This window comes from Amycolatopsis sp. (assembly GCF_036008905.1).
In the GTDB taxonomy this organism is placed as follows: Bacteria; Actinomycetota; Actinomycetes; order Mycobacteriales; family Pseudonocardiaceae; genus Amycolatopsis.
The window spans coordinates 20857-40556 of sequence record NZ_DASYMU010000052.1; the positions used below are offsets into that span (position 1 = coordinate 20857).

The 19700-nt window shown below is 68.8% G+C and carries 18 protein-coding genes; 4 read left to right on the forward strand and 14 right to left on the reverse strand.

All coding sequences use genetic code 11. The annotated features are described in order from the left end of the window. Nucleotides 1-41: 41 nt before the first annotated feature. Nucleotides 42-533, reverse strand: coding sequence for a VOC family protein (locus VGP60_RS10040; RefSeq protein WP_327547643.1), 492 nt, complete (start codon nt 531-533; stop codon nt 42-44). 73 nt (nt 534-606) lie between these two features. On the opposite strand from VGP60_RS10040, the gene VGP60_RS10045 reads away from it, so the two are divergent. After that, nucleotides 607-1008 (forward strand): tetratricopeptide repeat protein, encoded by a 402-nt coding sequence (locus tag VGP60_RS10045; protein ID WP_327547644.1) that lies wholly within the window; start codon nt 607-609, stop codon nt 1006-1008. On the opposite strand, the gene VGP60_RS10050 is transcribed toward VGP60_RS10045, so the two are convergent. From VGP60_RS10050 to VGP60_RS10060, 3 genes are read right to left on the reverse strand one after another with little or no spacing between them, the layout of a single operon-like run. Further along, on the reverse strand, nt 1005-1205 hold the full coding sequence (locus VGP60_RS10050; protein ID WP_327547645.1) for a hypothetical protein: 201 nt from the start codon (nt 1203-1205) through the stop codon (nt 1005-1007). The genes VGP60_RS10045 and VGP60_RS10050 overlap by 4 nt on opposite strands. Nucleotides 1206-1239: 34 nt before the next feature. Continuing rightward, complete coding sequence (locus VGP60_RS10055) at nt 1240-1809, reverse strand: XRE family transcriptional regulator (RefSeq protein WP_327547646.1); 570 nt, start codon at nt 1807-1809, stop codon at nt 1240-1242. Nucleotides 1810-1842: 33 nt separating this feature from the next. Then, nucleotides 1843-2694, reverse strand: a complete 852-nt coding sequence (locus VGP60_RS10060) for a murein transglycosylase (protein ID WP_414640316.1) — start codon at nt 2692-2694, stop codon at nt 1843-1845. A gap of 245 nt (nt 2695-2939) precedes the next feature. Here VGP60_RS10060 and efeU point away from each other — a divergent pair, with 245 nt between their 5' ends. From efeU to efeB, 3 genes are read left to right on the forward strand one after another with little or no spacing between them, the layout of a single operon-like run. Beyond that, complete coding sequence (gene efeU / locus VGP60_RS10065) at nt 2940-3791, forward strand: iron uptake transporter permease EfeU (RefSeq protein ID WP_327547647.1); 852 nt, start codon at nt 2940-2942, stop codon at nt 3789-3791. A gap of 2 nt (nt 3792-3793) precedes the next feature. Next, the gene (gene efeO, locus VGP60_RS10070; RefSeq protein WP_327547648.1) at nt 3794-4939 is read left to right on the forward strand and encodes an iron uptake system protein EfeO; all 1146 of its coding nucleotides are present in this window, start codon (nt 3794-3796) and stop codon (nt 4937-4939) included. Beyond that, nucleotides 4936-6213, forward strand: coding sequence for an iron uptake transporter deferrochelatase/peroxidase subunit (gene efeB, locus VGP60_RS10075; protein WP_327547649.1), 1278 nt, complete (start codon nt 4936-4938; stop codon nt 6211-6213). Before efeO ends, efeB begins: the two co-directional genes overlap by 4 nt. Nucleotides 6214-6439: 226 nt before the next feature. Here efeB and VGP60_RS10080 read toward each other — a convergent pair whose 3' ends face one another. The 10 genes from VGP60_RS10080 to mfd form a co-directional block, all read right to left on the reverse strand. Continuing rightward, complete coding sequence (locus tag VGP60_RS10080; RefSeq protein ID WP_327547650.1) at nt 6440-9004, reverse strand: ABC transporter permease; 2565 nt, start codon at nt 9002-9004, stop codon at nt 6440-6442. Further along, a complete protein-coding gene (locus VGP60_RS10085; protein ID WP_327547651.1) occupies nt 9004-9756 on the reverse strand; it encodes an ABC transporter ATP-binding protein in 753 nt (250 codons plus the stop codon). Before VGP60_RS10085 ends, VGP60_RS10080 begins: the two co-directional genes overlap by 1 nt. A gap of 41 nt (nt 9757-9797) precedes the next feature. After that, nucleotides 9798-10367 carry a hypothetical protein gene (locus VGP60_RS10090; RefSeq protein WP_327547652.1) on the reverse strand — a complete coding sequence of 190 codons (570 nt, stop codon included), beginning with the start codon at nt 10365-10367 and terminating at the stop codon, nt 9798-9800. Beyond that, entirely contained in the window at nt 10364-11761 is a 1398-nt protein-coding gene (locus VGP60_RS10095; protein ID WP_327547653.1) for a hypothetical protein, read from the reverse strand. The genes VGP60_RS10090 and VGP60_RS10095 overlap by 4 nt, the downstream gene beginning before the upstream one ends. Beyond that, nucleotides 11755-12558 (reverse strand): ABC transporter ATP-binding protein, encoded by an 804-nt coding sequence (locus VGP60_RS10100; protein WP_327547831.1) that lies wholly within the window; start codon nt 12556-12558, stop codon nt 11755-11757. The genes VGP60_RS10095 and VGP60_RS10100 overlap by 7 nt, the downstream gene beginning before the upstream one ends. A gap of 17 nt (nt 12559-12575) precedes the next feature. Beyond that, nucleotides 12576-13385, reverse strand: coding sequence for a zf-HC2 domain-containing protein (locus tag VGP60_RS10105; RefSeq protein ID WP_327547654.1), 810 nt, complete (start codon nt 13383-13385; stop codon nt 12576-12578). Further along, nucleotides 13382-13927 (reverse strand): RNA polymerase sigma factor, encoded by a 546-nt coding sequence (locus VGP60_RS10110; RefSeq protein WP_327547832.1) that lies wholly within the window; start codon nt 13925-13927, stop codon nt 13382-13384. The genes VGP60_RS10105 and VGP60_RS10110 overlap by 4 nt, the downstream gene beginning before the upstream one ends. Nucleotides 13928-14066: 139 nt before the next feature. Beyond that, the gene (locus VGP60_RS10115; protein ID WP_327547655.1) at nt 14067-14987 is read right to left on the reverse strand and encodes a MazG family protein; all 921 of its coding nucleotides are present in this window, start codon (nt 14985-14987) and stop codon (nt 14067-14069) included. Between the two features lie 2 nt (nt 14988-14989). Continuing rightward, a complete protein-coding gene (locus VGP60_RS10120) occupies nt 14990-15994 on the reverse strand; it encodes a SurA N-terminal domain-containing protein (protein ID WP_327547656.1) in 1005 nt (334 codons plus the stop codon). Between the two features lie 134 nt (nt 15995-16128). After that, nucleotides 16129-19686: a transcription-repair coupling factor gene (gene mfd / locus VGP60_RS10125; RefSeq protein WP_327547833.1), complete on the reverse strand. Its 3558-nt coding sequence runs from the start codon at nt 19684-19686 to the stop codon at nt 16129-16131. Nucleotides 19687-19700: the final 14 nt, after the last annotated feature.

The window sequence follows — 19700 nt, forward strand, 5'->3', positions numbered from 1 at the left end:
CTCGGCTCCGTCGCCCGGCTCAGCCTAGCCGTGCCCGGGGTTCACCCGTTGGAGGCACGCGTAGTGGTCGTGGGTTGATCCGGGTCTTCGAGCCCGGGCCGGATCTCCCGCCAGCCCGACGGCAGCTCGACGGCCTTGGAAACCTGCTGCCAGAACGTCCAGGTGTTGCCGCCGATGTCGGCGACGGTGAACACCCGCGCGCCGTAAGGCTGATCCTGTGGGGTGGAGACGTCCGATCCCTTGCCCAGTGCGGTGCACACGCGCTCGTACTGGGCGTCGACGTCGTCGACGTAGACGATGTTCAACTGGCCGACCGGACCCTCGACGCCCTTGGCCTCCCAGTAGTCCTCACCTGCGCAAGCGAGCTGGATTTCGCCGTCGCCGACCCCCAGGCGCGCCTGGAAGACCAACCCGGCGGAATCGACGAAACGAACCTTCTCGGTGAAGCCGAAAACCCGCACGAGCCAGTCCACCGCTTCGGTGGCGTCGAGGTAGTAAAGGTACGGCGCGAGACCGAGATAGCGGACGCTCATGGCCGAACAGTCTCCCATCTGGTCATTTCTGCAGTCGAGAAGAGACCGCTGAAACGGTAACGTGGAGCGGACCATGATGGACGAGGATCCCGCACCGGGGAGCACCGGCGAAGATCGGTTTCGTGCCTTCCGTCAGGCAGAGGCGCTGGTTCAGCAGCGTCGGCCGCTCGACGCCTTGAAAGCACTGAAACCGCTACTGGAAGAGGAAGCCGACAAACCGAGCGTGCAGCTGCTGGCCGGGCGCGCGTACTTCCACTCGGCCCAGCTGAGACGCGCGGAGAGCGCGTTGACCCGGGTGCTCGAGATGGATCCCACGGACCATTACGCCCGGTTCGTGCTCGGCCGGACGCTGCAACGGCTCGGGCGGCTCGTCGAGGCGCTGACACAGATGCGGATCGCGGCCGCGATGAACCCGATCCCGGAGTACCTGGAAGCGATCGGCGAGGTCCGGGCGCGGATCACCTTGCGGGACTAGGTCGTTTCCTCCGGCTTGCGGTGTTCGTCGGCCACGCCCTCGGCCGCCGCCCGGCGCTCGGAGTCGCGCAGCACTTCGCGGGCCTGCGCCTTGGGATCGGCGCTGGACACGGCCTCCTCCTCGGGAAGCAGCTCGGCCCTGGTCTCGGCGCGCTCGTCGATCCCGGTGCGCCGGTCGAAGCTTTCGGTTCCGCTCATACCCTGCGACGTACCCGGCCGGGCCGGGCGTGAATCACTTCGTCTTCGCCCGCAGATGCGCGCGCTCACCCTGTTTGCCGAAGAGCACCAGCACTTCGACGGGGCTCTCGCCGGTGGAACCGAACCAGTGCGGCACCCGGGTGTCGAACTCGGCCGCTTCGCCGGGCCCCATCGTGAAATCCTGGTCGCCGAGCACCAGCCGCAGCCGCCCGCTCAGCACGTACATCCACTCGTAACCCTCGTGCGTCTTCGGGTTGGGCTCGTTGCGGCGGACGGGCACGATCATCTTGAACGCCTGCGGCTGCCCCGGCTGGTTCGTGAGGGACAACACCGTCATCTCGTTGATCTTGCGTGATTCGACTCGCACCCGCGGATCGCCGACGGCCGGCGCGCCGACGAGGTCGTCCAGCGGTACCTGATACGCCCCGGCCAGGGTGAGCAGCAGTTCGAGGGTGGCGCGGCGCTGACCGGATTCGAGCCGCGAGAGCGTGCTGACGGAAATCCCCGTGGTCTCGGACAACGCGGCCAGCGTCGTCTCACGCTCGCGCCGGAGCTTCTTCAACCTGGGCCCGACGCCGGTCAGCACCTTCTCGATATCCGCCATGACTCCATCTTGCCAAATCGGCAACCCCTATTGCTAGGGAGTCAAGCTGGCGGCGGCGTAGGCGTCGGAGCCACTGAAGACGTCTTGCCCGTACGCGACGGACTGGTTGTAAGTGAGGACCGCCTTCCACCAGCCCTCGGGGGTCGACAGGTCGCCGCCCGCCGAGCAGAGGTAGCGCGCGGCGGTGAACGCGGCGTCGTCGACGTTCTGCGGGTCCGGCTTGCCGCCGTCGCCGCTCGCACGCTCCGCCCAGCGGTTCCACGTCTGCGGCAGGAATTGCATCGGGCCGACAGCGCGGTCCCACGTCGTGTTGCCGTCGAGCTTGCCGCCATCGGTGTCCTTCACAGCCGCGAAGCCGGGCGACCCGTCGAGCACCGGGCCGAGGATCGGCTTGGTCAGAACGCCGTCGGCACCGACGGCCGTGCCGTCGAACTGCCCGTGCGTCGTCTCGACGCGGCCGATCCCGGCGAGGGTGGACCAGGACAGCTGGCAGGCCGGTTTCTGTGCCCGCATCCACATCTCGGCCCTGCCGTACGCGGCGAGCACGCGGGCCGAGACCTTGGTGGTGTTCGACACCTTCGCCGCCCACGCGTCGAGTTCCGCTTGGTCGGACACCTTCGGCCGGTCCGGTGGCGCGACCAGCCCGGTCCGCGGCACGGACGCCCCCGGCTGCGGCTTCTGCTGCACAACGACGAAAGTCTGGTCAGCCTTCGCCGGGATCTTGTCCTCACGCTGAGTGCCGATGGTGAGTGTGAGGATGAGCCCGGTGATGATCAGCCCAGCGGCCATCAGCAGCCTGCCCACATAACGGCGGGGCGGGGGCTCGGGTAGTGGGGACGCTGGCGCGGCGGGCGGCATGGTGACCGGCTGGGTGGGTTCGACCACCCGTTCAGGTTACGTGGCCGGACGAGGGCGGCGGGACGGCAAACCGAAGGCGATGCCGCGCAACTCACAAAATTCGTTATCGACCCGTGCATAAGCCACTGACCTGCGGTTACCCTAACCTAACTTGACTCTTTTGTCGCTTATGCCCGGATCTTCGCTGGTCGGCGCCCTATCGCTGACTGGACATACAGGTGAGCCTTACCTAAAAACATCAGGACGATAGTCCCACGGCGAGGAGTGAGCCAGTGTTTTCCAGTGTGCTCATCGGCCTTCGTGAAGGCCTCGAAGCGGCGCTCGTCGTGAGCATCCTGGTCGCCTTCCTGGTCAAGACCGACCGGCGGCACGCGCTGCGCTGGGTGTGGCCCGGGGTCGGCGCGGCGGTGCTCCTGTCGGTCGCGGTCGGCGCGATCCTCACCTACACCACCGCCCAGCTGAGCTTCCAGCAACAGGAACTGCTCGGTGGCGGCTTGTCGATCCTCGCGGTCGCCTTCGTCACCGCGATGATCTTCTGGATGCGCAAGGCATCCCGCAGCATCGCCGCGGAGCTGCGCGGGAAGATGGACCAAGCGCTGAACGTCGGCCCGCTCGCCGTGCTCCTGCTGTCCTTTCTCGCGGTCGGCCGCGAGGGCCTGGAGACGGCGGTGTTCTTCTACTCCGCCGTGCAGACCGCGCAGGACGGCACCACCGATCCACTGATCGGCTTCGGGATCGGCCTTTCCGTCGCCGTCGTGCTGGCATACCTGCTCTACCGGGGCGCGGTGCGCTTCGACCTCGGCAAGTTCTTCAAGGTCACCGGCGTTCTCCTGGTGTTCGTCGCCGCCGGTGTGCTCGGCTACGGCCTGCACGACCTGCAGGAAGCCGCCTTCCTGCCCGGTGTCACCACCCTCGCGTTCGACGCGTCGGCCGCGCTGCCCGAAACATCCTGGCACGGCGCCCTGCTCAAGGGGATCTTCAACTACTCCCAGCAGACAACCGTGCTGCAGGCGATCGCCTGGGTCGCCTACGTCGTGATCGTGCTCCCGTTGTTCTTACGCCCCACCGTTTCCCGCACAGAAGGCAGCTCGTCGGCGACCGCCGCGGCGAGCGCGAAGGAGTGATCGTGTACCGATTCCGCCGAACCCCGCTGGCCGTCGCAGCCGGTGCGAGCGCTCTCCTGGCGCTCACCGCCTGCGGAAGCGGTACCGGCACGGCCGCCTCCCCCGCCGCCGGTGGTCCGATCAAAGTCGAGGCCACCGACACCGCGTGCACCATCTCGGCGGCCACGGCGAACGCGGGCAACTTGACGTTCGAGATCACCAACAAGGGCGCCAAGGTCACCGAGTTCTACCTCTACGCCGAGGGCGACCGGATCATGGGCGAGGTCGAGAACATCGCGCCCGGCCTGAACCGGCGGCTGATCGTCGAGGTCGCCGACGCCGGCAAGTACCAGGCGACCTGCAAGCCGGGCATGGCCGGGAACGGTATCCGCAGCGACTTCACCATCACCGGTGGCGCGGCGAAGCAGAACAACACGAACGCGCTCAAGGCGGACGCCACCCAGAGCTACGCGAGCTATGTCGCGAACAACTCGGCGGCTTTGGAGGAGCAGACCGGGAAGTTCGTCGACCTGGTCAAGGCCGGGAAGGTCGCCGAAGCCAAGGCCGCGTACGCCTCGACCCGCATCTACTACGAGCGCATCGAGCCGGTGGCCGAGAAGTTCGGCGACCTCGACCCGGCGATCGACTTCCGCGAGGCGGACATCGAAGCGGGCCAGCAATTCACCGGTTTCCACCGGCTGGAGAAGGACCTGTGGGTTTCGGGCCTGCAGGCCGACAGCTCGCAGATCGCCGACAAGCTGCTCACCGACGTCAAGGATCTGGTCGCGAAGTCCAAGACGCTCGACCTGACCGCGCTCGACCTGGCCAACGGCGCCAAGGGCCTCATGGACGAGGTCGCGACCGGCAAGATCACCGGCGAGGAGGAAGCCTTCTCCCACACCGATCTCTGGGACTTCCAGGGCAACCTGGACGGCTCGAAGTCCGCGATCGCTTCCCTGCGCCCGATTCTGCAGGAGGGCGACCCGGCGCTGGTGGCCACCTTGGACAAGGAGTTCGCGAACGTGCAGGCACTGCTGACCAAGCAGGCCGTCGGCGACGGGTTCAAGCTGTACACCGAGCTTTCGCCGGACCAGGTCAAGGAATTCGCGTCCGCGGTGGACGCGCTCAGCGAGCCGCTGAGCAAGGTCGCGGAGGTCGTCGCCAAGTGACTTCGCCCGATCCCGGCCAGGCCGGACAGCCCGCAGTTTCGCGCCGCCGGCTGTTCGGCCTGGCCGGTGCCGGTGTGGCACTGGTCGGCGTCGGCGCGGCCGCCGGCTACGGCGTCGACGAGATCACCGGCAACAGCCCCGCGCAGGCGGCGTCCGGCACGGTCGACTTCCACGGCGAGCACCAGGCCGGGATCGTCACGCCGACCCAGCAGAACCTGCACTTCGCCGCGCTCGACGTCACCACGAAGGACCGCGACAAGCTGGTGAAGCTGTTGCGCACCTGGACCGACGCCGCGCGGCGCATGACTTCGGGTGAGGAAGTCGTGCCCGGCGGCGCCATCGGCGGCGCGCCCGAGGCACCGCCCGGCGACACCGGCGAGGCGCTCGACCTCCCCGCGTCGTCACTGACGCTGACGATCGGCTTCGGCCCTTCGCTGTTCGACGACCGCTTCGGCCTCGCCGCGAAACGCCCGGCCGCGCTCATCGACCTGCCGCTGTTCCCCAAGGACAAACTGGACCCCGCGCGGAGCGGCGGTGACCTCTGCATCCAGGCCTGCGCCGACGACCCGCAGGTCGCCGTGCACGCCGTGCGCAACCTGGTACGACTGGGTTTCGGCGTCACCGAGGTCAGGTGGTCGCAACTCGGCTTCGGCCGCAGCGCGTCGACGACCCGCACGCAACCGACCCCGCGCAACCTCTTCGGCTTCAAGGACGGCACCAACAACATCAAGGCCGAGGACGCCGACTTCCTGCGCGACCAGGTCTGGGTCACCGAGGCCGACGGCCAGCCGTGGCTGGCGGGCGGCTCGTTCCTCGTCGCCAGGCGGATCCGGATGCACATCGAAACCTGGGACCGGGAACCGTTGGAAGGCCAGGAAAACATCGTCGGCCGCACCAAAGGCACCGGCGCCGCCCTGGGCCAAGCCGCCGAATTCGACCCGGTCGACCTGCAGGTCAACGGCGCCGGCGGCGAACCCGTCATCGCCGCCGACAGCCATATCCGCCTGGCCTCACACGAAACCCTGAACGGCGCCCGGATCCTGCGCCGCGGCTACAACTTCGTCGACGGCTCCGACGGCGTCGGCCACCTCGAAGCGGGCCTGTTCTTCCTGGCCTTCAACCGCGACACGCGGAAACAGTACGTGCCCATGCAAAACGCACTGTCCTCAAAGGACTCCATGATGGAGTACGTGCAACACACGGGCTCCGCCCACTTCGCCGTCCCACCCGGCCCCAAACCCGGAACCTCCTGGGGCGACGGCCTTTTCGCCTAAGTCCCCCAAAGCGGCGTTGGGGGCGTTGAGTGCCCCCAACGCCGCTTTGGGGTAACGATCTGGACATCTGGCGGCAGGCCGGGACTTGGCGTGCTCACGTCGTGCGCTGAAAGCGGACCGGGCTTGTGGCCGGCAACGCAAGTCTTGGCTAGTGGTGGTCACGGTCGTGAGTGGCTACGAGTGTTCTAGCACTCGTAGCCACTCACGAGCCACCCCCACAGCCGCACTAAGCCTCGGCCATACCGGCCACGATCGAAGCGCGCGCTGCGCGCCTGGCCGGGAGCGCCGCGGCGAGAACAGCGGCCAAAGCCGCAGCGACCAGCAGCACCAAAACCTGCCCGACCGGCACCGAGAAGACCAGTTCGAACGAGTCCTGCGACATCGCCTTGATCATCAGCCACGCGAACACGCTGCCCATGACCACACCGATGATCGCGCCCATCAGCGCCATCAGGATCGACTCGATCACCAGCATGAACCGCAACTGCCCCTTGGTCAGTCCCAACGCTCGCAGCAGCGCCGACTCCCTCGTGCGTTCCAGGACCGACAGGGTCAGCGTGTTGGCGATGCCGAACAGCGCGATCACCACGGCCAGCCCGATCAGCGCCCAGATCAGCGCCAGGATGCTGTTGACCTGCGAGTTCAGTTCGTCCTTCGCTTCGGCCGCGCCGGTGACCTTGGCGACGGGGACGTCCGCGACCGACTGTTCGACGGCGGTTCGGCCGTCGCCGGCGCTGACGCCGTTGTTCAGCTTCACGAGCACGTTGTCGTAGCCCGCGGTCTCCGGCCACAGCTTCGGGATCACGCTCATATCGGTGTACGCGCTGGTCGAGCCGACCGACTTGAACAGCGCGACAACGGTCAGCTTCTCCGCCGGACCCGCTTTGCCATCCTTCACGTTCGACGCCTTCACGGTGACGTCGCTGCCCAGCCGGAGGTCGCCGCGCTGGGCGACTTCGTCGGAGATCGCGACCGTCCCGGGGCCGACTTCGGCGAGGTCACCGGACACGATGTCCGGCCGGATCAGATCGCCGAGGATGCTCGGCGAAATGCCGCTCAGCATGAAGTTGCTCGCGGGACCGTCACCGGTCAAGACGTACAGCGAGCTTTCCGGCGCGGCTTTGGCCACTTCGGGGCGTGCGCTGATCTTGTCGACGACCGAAACCGGCAACCTGCTGGTGTAGACCGAGGATTCGACGGTGAAGTCGGCCGGGTACTGCTTGTCGATCTCCCGGTTCTGGGTCTCCTTGGCGCTTGTCGCCACGACGGTCACCATCGTCACCACGGCGACGCCGATCATCAGCGCGGCGGTGGTGGCCGCGGTGCGCTTCGGGTTGCGGCGGGCGTTGCCGGAAGCCAGTTTCGCGGGCACGCCGAACATCAGTTCCGGCAACGCGCCGAGCAGCCGGTGGATCGGCCCGACGATGATCGGTCCCAGCGCGACGACGGCGATCAGCAGCACCATCGTCCCGGCGCCGATGGCGAACACCGCGATCTCCGGGCTGTCCCCGGCACTGAAGCCCAGCGCGACGAGCGCGACCCCGATCAGGGTCAGCACGACCACCGCGACGATCCGCTTCTTGCTGGTCCTGGCGACTTCTTCCTGGCTGTCCGGCTGGCTGCGCAGTGCCTCGATCGGCGCGACACGGGTCGCCTTGCGGGCGGGCAGCACGGCCGAGAGCACGGTGACGAGCACGCCGACGGCGAACGAGACGAGCACCGTCGTCAGTGTGACCGGGACGTGGACAGCCGCGCCCTCGCTGCCGAACGTGCTCGATCCGACCGTCGCCTGCAGTGCCGCCGACAGCCCGATCCCGAGCACCAGCCCGATGACCGACGCGACGAACCCGATCACCACGGCTTCGATGAGCACGCCCTGGAAGACCTGTTTCCGTTCCGCGCCGACACAGCGCAGCAACGCGAGCTCACGCGTCCGCTGCGCGATCAGGATGGTGAACGTGTTGTAGATGACCATCGACGCCACCACGAGCGCGATCAGCGCGAACACCAGCATGAACTGCGTGATGGAACTGGCCTGCCGGTTGATGCGCGAGAGCAGGTCCGCGGTGAACGCGGTACCGGTGAGGACCTCGAAGTTCGGTAGCGCGACAGCGGTTTTCACCCGGTCTGCCAGCGCCTGCTGGTCCACGCCGGCCTGCGCGCTGACAACCAGCGCGTCGGCGCCGTAGCCCTCGTCGAACGGCGCGAACCCGGCGGTGTTCACGGCCACCTGCTTACCGCCGAACCCGACGTTGACGCCTTGGTCGTAGATGCCGCTGATGGTCAGCGGAATGGCCTTGTCGTCCTTGTCCAGCACACTGATCTGCTGTCCGACGGCGAGCCTGCCCGACTCCGCGGTCACCTTCTCGACGGCGACTTCGCCGGCACTGGCCGGAAAAACGCCCTGGGTGAGATCGAACGGCACCAGTTTGGGGTCGTCCGGCATGGCGGCGATGGAGCCGTCCTCGGCCTTGCCATTGCTGCCGATGATCGCCGCGGACACCCGATCACGAATACCCGCGGACGCGACACCCGGCACCTGACGGACGGTGGCGAGCGTGTCCTGCGTGATCTTCGCCGCGGAACTCGCGGAAGCACCCGAATAGTCGGGCTGGACGACGACGTCGACGTTGCGGGCTTCCTTGGCGAACCCGTCGTTCAGGCTCGCCGAAAGCGCGTCGCCCATGATCAGCGTGCCGGACACGAAGGCCACACCGAGCACGATGGCGATCGACGACAGCACGAGCCGGGCCAGGCGGGACTTCAACCCCGCCAGGGTGGTGCGCAGCATCAGACCCCCAGGTGGGTGAGGGCGGCGAGCACGGACTCGGCGGTCGGGTCGGCGAGGTCGCCGGCTAGACGGCCGTCGGCGAGCAGGACCACGCGGTCGGCGTATGCGGCGGCGAGCGGGTCGTGCGTCACCATGATGACGGTCTGGCCGAGCTCCTTCACCGACATCCGCAGGAAGTCGAGAACCTCGGCGCCGGACCGGGAATCCAGGTTCCCGGTGGGCTCGTCGGCGAACACGACGTCCGGGCTCGCGACCAGTGCGCGGGCACAGGCGACCCGCTGCTGCTGACCGCCGGAGAGCTCGGACGGCTTGTGCTTGAGCCGATCCTTCAAGCCCAGCACCGAAACGATGCGGTCGAACCACTCCTTGTCCGGCTTGCGACCGGCGAGTTCGAGGCCCAGCAGGATGTTCCCCTCGGCGGACAGCGTCGGCAGCAGGTTGAACGACTGGAAGATGAACCCGACACGGTCGCGGCGCAACCTGGTGAGTTCCTTGTCGCCGAGCTGGGTTATCTCCGTCTGTCCTATTTGGACAATCCCTGAATCGACCGTGTCGAGCCCGGCCAGGCAGTGCATGAGCGTCGACTTCCCCGACCCCGACGGCCCCATGATCGCGGTGAACTCACCGGCGTTGAAGCCGACGCTGACCCCGTCCAAGGCCCGTACGGCGGTGTCCCCCTTGCCGTAGACCTTGACCAGTTCCCGCGCCACGACGGCGGTTCGTGTGTCTACATCGGACACTGTTGCGGACATGCGTTTCTCCCCTTGCGTTTTTCTTTGTCGACGAAAAGAGTTCAGCGGCGATTGCCGCACGCGGCATATACGAGCGTGCCACCGATACCGAGAACCAGCGCGGCGGCGGTGGCGGCCGGAGTGCCCGGCGGCTGCCACAGCCAGCCGGCGACCTGGGACAGCACCTCGGTGTCCATCGGGACACCGAGGGAAAAAGCGAACCAGCCGATGGGAAACGTCCACGCGTACTGGCCGCCGCAGAGGGCGGCGCCCAGCGCGGTGAGCCCGGTCAGCCCGAACGTGTCCCGAAGAACCACCCCGGCGGGTGACAGCGGATCGCCCCAGTTCTGGAGGAAGAGCAGCGCCGAGCCCACGACCACCGCGATCGCCAGCACATGCGCCGCCCGGCGAGGCGGCCACCGGATCGCGGCGATCCGGTCGAGTGCGACGTCCTGCCCGGCCAGTCCGGCGGCGGCGAACGCCGTCCCCGCGACCAGGACCAGCACGGACAGCGCCTGATCGGGCGCACCGTCGAGCGTGGCCAATGCCCAGAATGCCGTGGTGGACAACAGGATCGCGGCCAGCGCGAGCGGAACTCCCCGCGAACGCGCGTAGAGGACGAACCATCTCATCGCGCGACCCCGTTCGTGAGAATCTCCAGCGTGCCGCCACGGCAGGTTTCCGCCGCGACCCGCATGGCCGACAACCGCGCGATCTGCTCCGCCGCGGGCAAAACACGGAACGACTCCCAGGCCGGCCTCGCCAGCGTCTCGAGTTCATTCCGGAAATACGCGCTGCTGCTGCCGGACAACGGCTTCAGCTCACCCGTCAACGCCGCCGCCGACACTGCACTGGCCGCCCGCAAGCTCATATAGTTCTCGTCCATTTCCATGCGGCCGTAACAAGTCGGCGTGCCCACCCCGGCGACGAGGTAGCGGCGAAGCCGGTCCGGATCGGTCGTGGTCCTCTCACCGGACGCCAGGTCGAAGTCGTCGAAGTCGATCTGGACCACGCCCGGCACCACCGGGCGCCTGCCATAAAGCGGTTGCCCGGTCGTCGCCTCCTCGACCGAAGTCGGTGCCCCCGGGACTTTCGCCAGCAGCGCCAGCGCTTCCCGTGCGGGCTGGACCAGCGTTTCCAGGAATTCCTTGTGCACGTTGGTGACGCAGACGCGGGGCGTCCCTTCAGCGCAAACCAGCGCGACCGCGCCCTGGTCGACTTCCTGCACCTGTGCCGCGGTCGCCGGCAACAGTGGCAGCGCCACCGCGGCCCCGACCAGCATGGGGACCACGGCGAGCAGTTTCGTGGCGACACGCGTGGCCGCCAGCAACAGGAATCCCGTCACGGCGATCGCCAGGAACCACAGTCCCTGAGCGAGATTCATGCTCCCGGTGACCGAGGTGAACGCCTCGTCCGGGCCGTCCTGTACCGGCGACAGCCACGCGATCCGGTCCGGCACCGAGCCCGAAAGCGAACTCCCGCCGTCGGGCGAAATCCGCGTGACCATAGCTACGGCCAGCGCCCCAACGGCCAGCAGCGGCGGCGTCAGCACCGAGGGCACCAAGCAGGCGATCCCCATGCCCAGCCAAGCCGCACCTATCAGCGACAGCATGCCCACCAGCAGAACCGGCGTCCAGCCCCAGTGGAAGTAGCTCGCGTTCCCGGCCACCTGCACGGCACCGATCGCGAAGATCACCAGATAACCGACGGCCATGGCGATCGCCATCGCCCCCGCGGTCTGGGCGGTACGACGCCAGCGCGGCCGTGGCGTCGTCGTCAGCAGTTCGGCCATGCCCGACCGGTGGTCACGCAACCCTTGCAGTGCACCGACTCCAACCGCGAACGGCCAGAGCAGCACGAGCGTGTTCCGCTCCCAGCGCGCCAGCCCGGTCCACTCCCGGTTCCACGCCCCGCCGCCTTTCCACCACGGGCCGCTGAACGCGAAGAGCAGCACGGCCGCGATCCCCACGATCAGCACCGCGGCCCACGGCGCGGCGGACCGTCGCAGTTCCGTCCGGATCACCACGAACCCCGATCCGGCTGCTGGCGCGCCAGCAAAGCCGTGTAGCCGCGCTCGATCGGGCTGTCCCCGGCATCACCCGCACCGCCCGCGGCCTCGAGCTCGGCGGGTGTCCCCCGGAACACCAGCTTGCCCTCGCCCATGAGCATGACGTCCGTGCAGGCCACGGCGACGTCCTCGACCAGGTGCGTCGAGACGACCACGCAGGTGTCCGAGCCCAGTTCCCGCAGCAGCTCGCGAAACCGCAAGCGCTGGGCGGGATCCAGCCCGGCCGTCGGTTCGTCGAGCAGCAGGATTTGCGGGTCGTTGACGATCGCCTGCGCGATACCCGCACGCCGGATCATCCCGCCGGACAACGTCTTCATCCGGTCGTCGGCCCGGTCGGCGAGCCCGATCCGCTCGATCGCGCGCTGCACCGCGGCCGGGATGTCCTTTTTGGACACCTCCTTGAGCCACGCCATGTACTCGATGAACTCCCGGACGGTGAACCGCTTGTAGAACCCGAAATCCTGGGGCAGGTAGCCGATCTGCCGGCGTAAGCGGCGCTGCTCGGTGCGTCCCCCGACAGACGCACCGAGCAGCTCCAGCTCACCCCCCGCGGGACGCAGAACCGTGGCCAAAGCCCGGATCAGCGTGGTCTTCCCGGCGCCGTTGGGCCCGAGCAGCCCGTGGACACCGGCGCCCAGTGACAGGTCGACGCCGTCGACGGCCATCCGCCGCCCGGCCTTGACCCGCAGTCCGTCGGCCCGGATCTCCCAGGCGTAGGTCGTCGGCGCGACCTCGGCCGCGTTCACCGCGCGAATCACGTGCTCGTCCCCCTTCACCGATGACTGCCGAGCCGGGTGTAGGCCCCCGAACGGGCCCCCACGGTCACGACACCGAGCACGAAAGCGGCTCCCCACAAGGGCAATCCGGCCGGGTCGAGCACCAGCGGGATCATCGAACCGGCCAGCACCGGCCCGACGACCAGCACCACCCACGCCGACGCCAGCACGATCGCCGCCCGCGAAACCCCGATGACCCCGCCCAGTGCGAGCGTCGCCGAGGTGAACGCCAAGCAGGGCAACAGTGACAGCGCGACCGATGTCTCCGCGGCCCAGCCGACCAGCAGCAGCAACGGGATCACCACCGCCAGCACGGCCATCGTCCGCCGGAGCACGAGGTACAACCCGGCTCTCGGCGTGGCCGAAGTGAGTTCGTAAGCGGGATCCAGCCCGCGCGCCCACGACACGGCCACGCCCAGCAGCGGGGCGACCGGGGCGAGCAACTGGACCAGCGACGGACGGCCCGCTGTCGAGTCCGCCCAGTCGACGAGCAGGGCCAGCCCCATCACCAGCGCGGTCATCCCCAGCCAGGGCACCAAAGTCGGCGACGCCCAGGTCGCCACCCACCGTCGCCGGCGGACCGGCGCCGGAGTGCTGACCGCCAGCGGCTCCAGCTCGGACCAGATCCCGCTGAGCATCGACGTCACATCCGGCGTCTGCTCCGCGACGATCTCGGCGAGCCGGCCACGGCAGACCGGGCAATTCTCGAGATGGGCTTCCAGCGCCCACAGCTCGTCGCCGGGGATCGCGGTGTCGCCACCGACGTACCGGTCGATGAGCTGCGCGGACGCGTGTGTCTCGCTCATGACAGCACCTCCCGCATCGCGATTCGTGCCCGCCTGGCGCGGGTCTTGACTGTTCCTTCCGGCAGGCCGAGCAGGACCGCGGTCTCGCGGACCGACAGGCCGTCGAGCACCATCGACTGCAGTACCTGGCGAAGTTCGGGGGCCAGCTCGCGCAACGCGCTGCCGACCGCGTCCCCGACCGCCCCGGCCAGCGCCTCTTCCTCCGCCGCCGGTGCCACCGTCTCGACGAGCACCGCCGCCGGCAGTTCGGCGTGATGCGCGCGCCTGCGGAAGGCGTCGACGAGCCGCCGGGAGGCGATCGTCCACATCCATCCGACCGCGCTGCCACCCGCCGCCGCGCCCGCGAACGACCCCGCGGCCCGCCACACGGCCAGGTACGTCTCCTGCATGACCTCGGCGACGATCTGCTCGTCCGAGCACCGGCGCCGGAGCCGCACGATCAGCCACGGTGACGTCCGGCGATAGAGCTCGTCGAAGGACGCCCGATCGCCTTTCGCGACCCGGCGGACCAACCGCTCCTCGTCGTCCTCGTTCCCCTTCACACTCCGCAAGACGCCCACCGGCCCGATTCGGTTCTCACCCAGACGTGTCCTATGTCACAAAGGACTGAAGGGGACTTCAGCTGCGCGAAGGCAGCGAAAGTCCCCTTAAGCGGGCGTGACCGGCACGAGGGCCGTGGCGCTAGGGCGTGGGCCAGAATTTTCGCCAGCCGTCGGCCTCGAGCGTGGTCGGCTCGACACCGGCCGCCCTGGCCGCGGCTTCGGCGGCGCGGACGTCCAGGGCGAACTGCTTCGCCAGTGCGCGGAGCTCGCCCTCCGGGTCTGTGCCGGCGCGGCGGGCCATGGCGGCCACCCGGAAGAGCTGTGCGGCGGGCGCGGTGCCGTCGGGGAACAGGTCGAGCGGGACGCCCGCGCGGCCGCTGCGCTGACCGAGCTTCCCGGCCAGTGCCACCGCGGGCTGACCGAGCGCGACGCCGTCCACAATGGACAGACGCCGTTTTTCGGCCTGCTTGAGCTCTTCCCACTTGAGTTCTTGGTGCTCGGCGGTGTGGATCTTGTCCGCGTCGGCGAAGACGTGCGGATGCCGTCCGACGAGCTTGGTGACGAGATCGTTCGCGACATCGTCGATGCCGAACGGGTCCTCGGTGTGCTCGGCGGCGACCCTGGCGTGGAACAGCACCTGGAGCAGCACGTCCCCGAGCTCCTCGCGGAGCGCTTCGCGGTCGCCGTCCTCGATGGCGTCGAGCAGTTCGTAGGTCTCTTCGACCAGGTACTGCCGCAGCGATTCATGGGTCTGCACCGCGTCCCACGGGCATCCGCCGGGCGAGCGCAGGCGATCCATCACCTCGGCGGCCTCGGCCAGCGGGGAGACCGGAGCTTCGAGCACCTGGGCACCCGACGCGATCAGCGCCGCGGTCGTCGGCTCGGCCCGCGAACCCGCGATGAGCACGAAGGACCCGGTGGCCCAATCCGGCACCTGCTCGATCCCGAACGCCGAAGCGTCGACATCGGCGGCCGCGTAAACGGCGTCAGCCGAGCGGATCACGCCCAGGGCGTGCGCGGGGAAGCTTTCCCCGCGCACGAGGACGACGGCAACTGTCACAACTACGACTTTGCCTTACCCGGCGGCAGCGCGATGCCCAGGGTGGTGGCTTCGCTCGGGGCGAGGTTCAGCGCGATCGGGTCCCACACGCCGTAGCGCGGGTTGATCTTGGGCGACGCGGCGGTGATGTCCGGCTGCAGCAGGCGCAGTCCGACCGCGGCCAGCTGGTCCGGCGTCGGCTGGGTGTTCTGCTCGACGGTGATCGGCGGGCCGACGGTGCGGTCGCGCACCACGACGACGACCCAGGTGGCGTCGGTCGGGCTCGGCTGGAACGCGAACACCGAACCGGCCGGGAGGCCGAACAGCGGGCTGGCGGCGTCACCGAGCGACTGCGCCGCCACGAGCTTGATGCCGATGTTCTGCGGCGCGGCCGGCGGCGCCTGGCCCTGCTCCTGCGCCTGCAGTGCCTGGTCACGCGCGTCCTGCTCGAGGGCTTTCTGCGCGGCGGCGGGGTCCGCGGCGAACAGCTTCGCCTTGTCGAACGCCTTCTCACGGACGTTGCCGTCCGTGCCCGAAACCGTGCTGAAGTCGAAGGTGATCGAGATCCGGGTGAGGTACTTCAAGGCGAGCTGCTGCTGGAGCAGCCTGTCGGTGAGCGCCTCACGGTGGTCGCGCGCCCTGGTGACGATCAGGTTGGCGGCCTGCTCCGGCGGCACGGAACCGTCGACGGGCAGCGGCGCGGCGAGCGGGTCCTGCTGCATCGCCTGGGTGAGCGCGGTGTCGTCGAAGGTGAGCCCTTCGCGCTTCGCGACCTTCGTCAGCACGTCGTGCACCACGAGCTGCTGGACGGCTTCGCGGCCGATCAGGTCGAGTTTGTGCTGCTGGGCGAGCTGCCGGGCGAGCGGTTGCTCCTGCACGGCTTTGTCGATCAGCGCCTGCACGGTGTCCACGGAAACCACCTGGTCGCCGATGATCACCGCGGCCCCGACCTGGCCCGGCCCGGAACCACATCCGGCGAGGAGGAAGCAGCTGGTTAGGACGGCAAAAAGCACCCGGGGGCGACCCATGATCCGCATCACAGCCAGTACCCTCTCACAACCCTTCGGCACGACCTAGGCAAACCCCCTGCGTGTGGCGGCCAAAGCGGCATCAAGGGAGCTTTACTACCGCCAAACGGCAGTAAAGCTCCCTTGATGCCGCGCTAGACAGCGGCGGGTTGTTTGGTGAGCTGGACGAGCAGCTTCGCGCACCAGTCGAGCAATTCCTCGTCGCGCAGCGCGGGAGCGCCGATGCGGCCCCCTACCGGGCCTTCGGTCGGCTTCGGCACCGAGACCGTCTTCGTGACTTCCTTGTACGTCGCCTTGGGGTACAAGCGCTTCAGCCGCACGAGCTGCGAATCCGCCAGCGCCAGCGGCGCGAACCGGATGGTGTTGCCCTGGTTGGTCACCTCGGTGACGCCCGCGGCCCGGCAGGTGTGCCGGAAGGTCGCGACCGCGAGCAGCCGCCGAACCGCGGCGGGCGGCTGGCCATAGCGGTCGATCAGTTCTTCCTGCACCGCGACCAGGCCCGCCGCGTCCGGGGCGGCGGCGATCTTGCGGTACGCCTCCAGCCGGAGCCGCTCGCCGGGCACGTAGTCGTGCGGGATGTGCGCGTCCACCGGCAGATCGACGCGGACGTCCGCGAGGTCCTCCTCCTCCACCGACTCCGCGCCCGCGGACCGGCGGAAGACGTCGACGGCCTCGCCGACCAGCCGGATGTACAGATCGAAGCCGACACCGGCGATATGCCCGGACTGCTCCGCGCCCAGGATGTTGCCGGCGCCGCGGATCTCGAGGTCCTTCATCGCGACGGCCATCCCGGCGCCGAGCTCGGTGTTCTGCGCGATCGTCGCGAGCCTGTCGTGCGCGGTCTCGGTCAGCGGCGCTTCCGGCGGATACAGGAAGTAGGAGTACCCGCGCTCACGACCACGGCCGACCCGGCCGCGAAGCTGGTGCAGCTGTGCCAGCCCGAGCAGGTCCCCGCGCTCGACGATCAGCGTGTTCGCGTTCGAGATGTCCAGCCCGGTCTCGATGATCGTGGTGCAGACGAGCACGTCGTACTCGTTCTCCCAGAAACCCTGGATGATCTTCTCCAGTTTTTCCTCGTTCATCTGTCCGTGCGCGGTCACCACGCGCGCCTCGGGCACGAGCTCGCGGATCTTCTTCGCGGCCTTCTCGATCGACGAAACCCGGTTGTGCACATAGAAAACCTGGCCGTCGCGCAGCAACTCACGCCGGATCGCCGCGCCGACCTGCTTGTCGTCGTAGCCGCCGACGTAGGTCAGGATCGGGTGCCGGTCCTCCGGCGGGGTCAGGATCGTGGACATCTCCCGGATCCCGGCGAGCGACATCTCCAGCGTCCGCGGGATCGGTGTCGCCGACATCGTCAGCACGTCGACGTGCACCCGGAGCGCCTTGATGTGCTCCTTGTGCTCGACGCCGAAGCGCTGCTCCTCGTCGACTATCACCAGTCCGAGGTCCTTGTACCGGATTCCGGTCTGCAGCAAGCGATGCGTGCCGATGACGATGTCGATCTCGCCCTCGGCGAGCCCTTCCAGCACACCGTCCACTTCGGACTTCGCGGTGAACCGGGACAGGCCCTTGATGGTCACCGGGAACGCCTGCATCCGCTCGATGAAGGTGCTCAGGTGCTGCTGCGCGAGCAGTGTCGTCGGCACCAGCACGGCGACCTGCTTGCCGTCCTGTACCGCCTTGAACGCCGCACGCACGGCGATTTCCGTTTTGCCGTAACCGACATCACCGCAGATCACGCGGTCCATCGGGACCCCGCGTTCCATGTCCGCCTTGACCTCGTCGATCGCGGCCATCTGGTCGTTGGTCTCGGTGAAGGGGAACGCGTCCTCGAGTTCGCCCTGCCACGGCGTGTCCGGGCCGAAGGCGTGCCCGGGCGCGGACTGGCGCGCGGCATACAGCTGCACCAGCTCCGCGGCGATCTCCTTGACCGCTTTCTTGGCCTTGGCCTTGGTGTTCTTCCAGTCCGAGCCACCGAGCTTGTTCAGCTGGGGCAGCTCGCCGCCGACGTACCGGGAGATCTCGTCGAGCTGGTCCGTCGGCACGAACAGCCTGTCCCCGGGATGTCCGCGCTTGGACGAGCCGTACTCCAGCAGCAGGTACTCGCGGGTCGCGCCCGCGACCGTGCGCTGCACCATCTCGACGAACCGCCCGATGCCGTGCTGCTCGTGGACCACGTAGTCACCGGCCCGCAGCGCCAGCGGGTCGACGGCGTTGCGCCGCCGCGAAGGCATTTTCGCGTTCAAGTCCCTTGTGGACTTCCCGGCGTCGGCACCACGGCCGGTCAGATCGGACTCGCTGAGCACGACCAGCGCGAGGCTCGGCGAGACGAACCCGTCGGAGATCCCGCCGCAGGTCACCGTGACGACCCCGGCGACCGGCGCCGACGTCAGCCCTTGCGAAGCCAGCGTCGCCGGGACCTCGGCGGCCGAGAGCTGTTCGACGGCCCGCGACGCGGTGCCCTGGCCGGCCACGACCAGTACGCCGACGCCGCCGGACGCGGTGTGCGCGCGGAGGTCGGTCATCGCACGTTCGAGCTCACCCCGATAACCCGGCGCGGCCTCCAGCGCGACCGGGTAGACGTCCGGGTCTTCGCTGGTCAGCTGGGTCAGCGTCCACCAGGGGCGCTTGGTCTCGTTCGCGTGCTTGGCCACCTCGGCCAGGTCCCGGTACGCCGACGCGCCGAGGTCGATCGGCGCCTGGCCGCCCCCGGCGGCCGTCGTCCAGGACGCCTCCAGGAACTCCTGCCCGGTCCGGACGAGGTCGTGCGCGCGGGCGCGGACCTTCTCCGGGTCGGCGAGTAGTACATGCGTGCCCTCGGGCATCGCGTCAGTGAGCAGTTCCAGCTCACCAGCGCAGAGCACCGGGATGAGCGCCTCCATGCCCTCGACCGGGATGCCGTCGCCGATCTTGGTGAGCATTTCGGCCAGCTGCGCGTCGGCCGCGTACGTCTCGGCCAGCTCGACGGCCCGCGCCTTGACGTCGGACGTCAGCAGCAGCTCGCGGCACGGCGGCGCGCTGACCGAAGCGATCTCGCCGGGCAGGGAACGCTGGTCGGACACCGCGAACGCGCGGATCTCACTGACCTCGTCGCCCCAGAACTCGATCCGCACGGGATGCTGCGCGGTGGGCCCGAACAGGTCCAGGATGCCGCCGCGCACCGCGAACTCGCCACGCTTCTCCACCATGTCGACGCGGGTGTACGCCAGCTCGACGAGCCTGGAGAGAACGCCGTCGAAGTCCTGTTCCTTGCCGACCTCGAGGTCGATCGGCGCGAGCGCGCCGAGGCCGGGCGCCATCGGCTGGATCAGGCTCCGCACGGTCGACACGACCACGCGGATGCCGCCGTTGCCCGGTCCCGTCAGTTTGTGCAGGATCTCCAGCCGGCGGCCAACGGTGTCCGCGCGCGGGGACAACCGCTCGTGCGGCAGCGTTTCCCACGACGGGAAATCGGCGACCGCGCTCGCGCCGAGCAAACCGGACAGCGCGGCGGTCAGTTCGTCGGATTCGCGACCGGTGGCCGTCACCACGAGCACGGGCTTGTTCGCGCCGCGCTCGGCCGCCAACGCGGCGGCGACGAGCTGACGCGTCGCCACCGGCCCCTGCAGCTCGAGCAAGGGCGCACCGGCGCGCTCGATGACGCCGCGCAGCGAAGGATCGGCCAGCACGTAGTCAAGGAGTCCGGACAGCGGAGCGTCGGTCA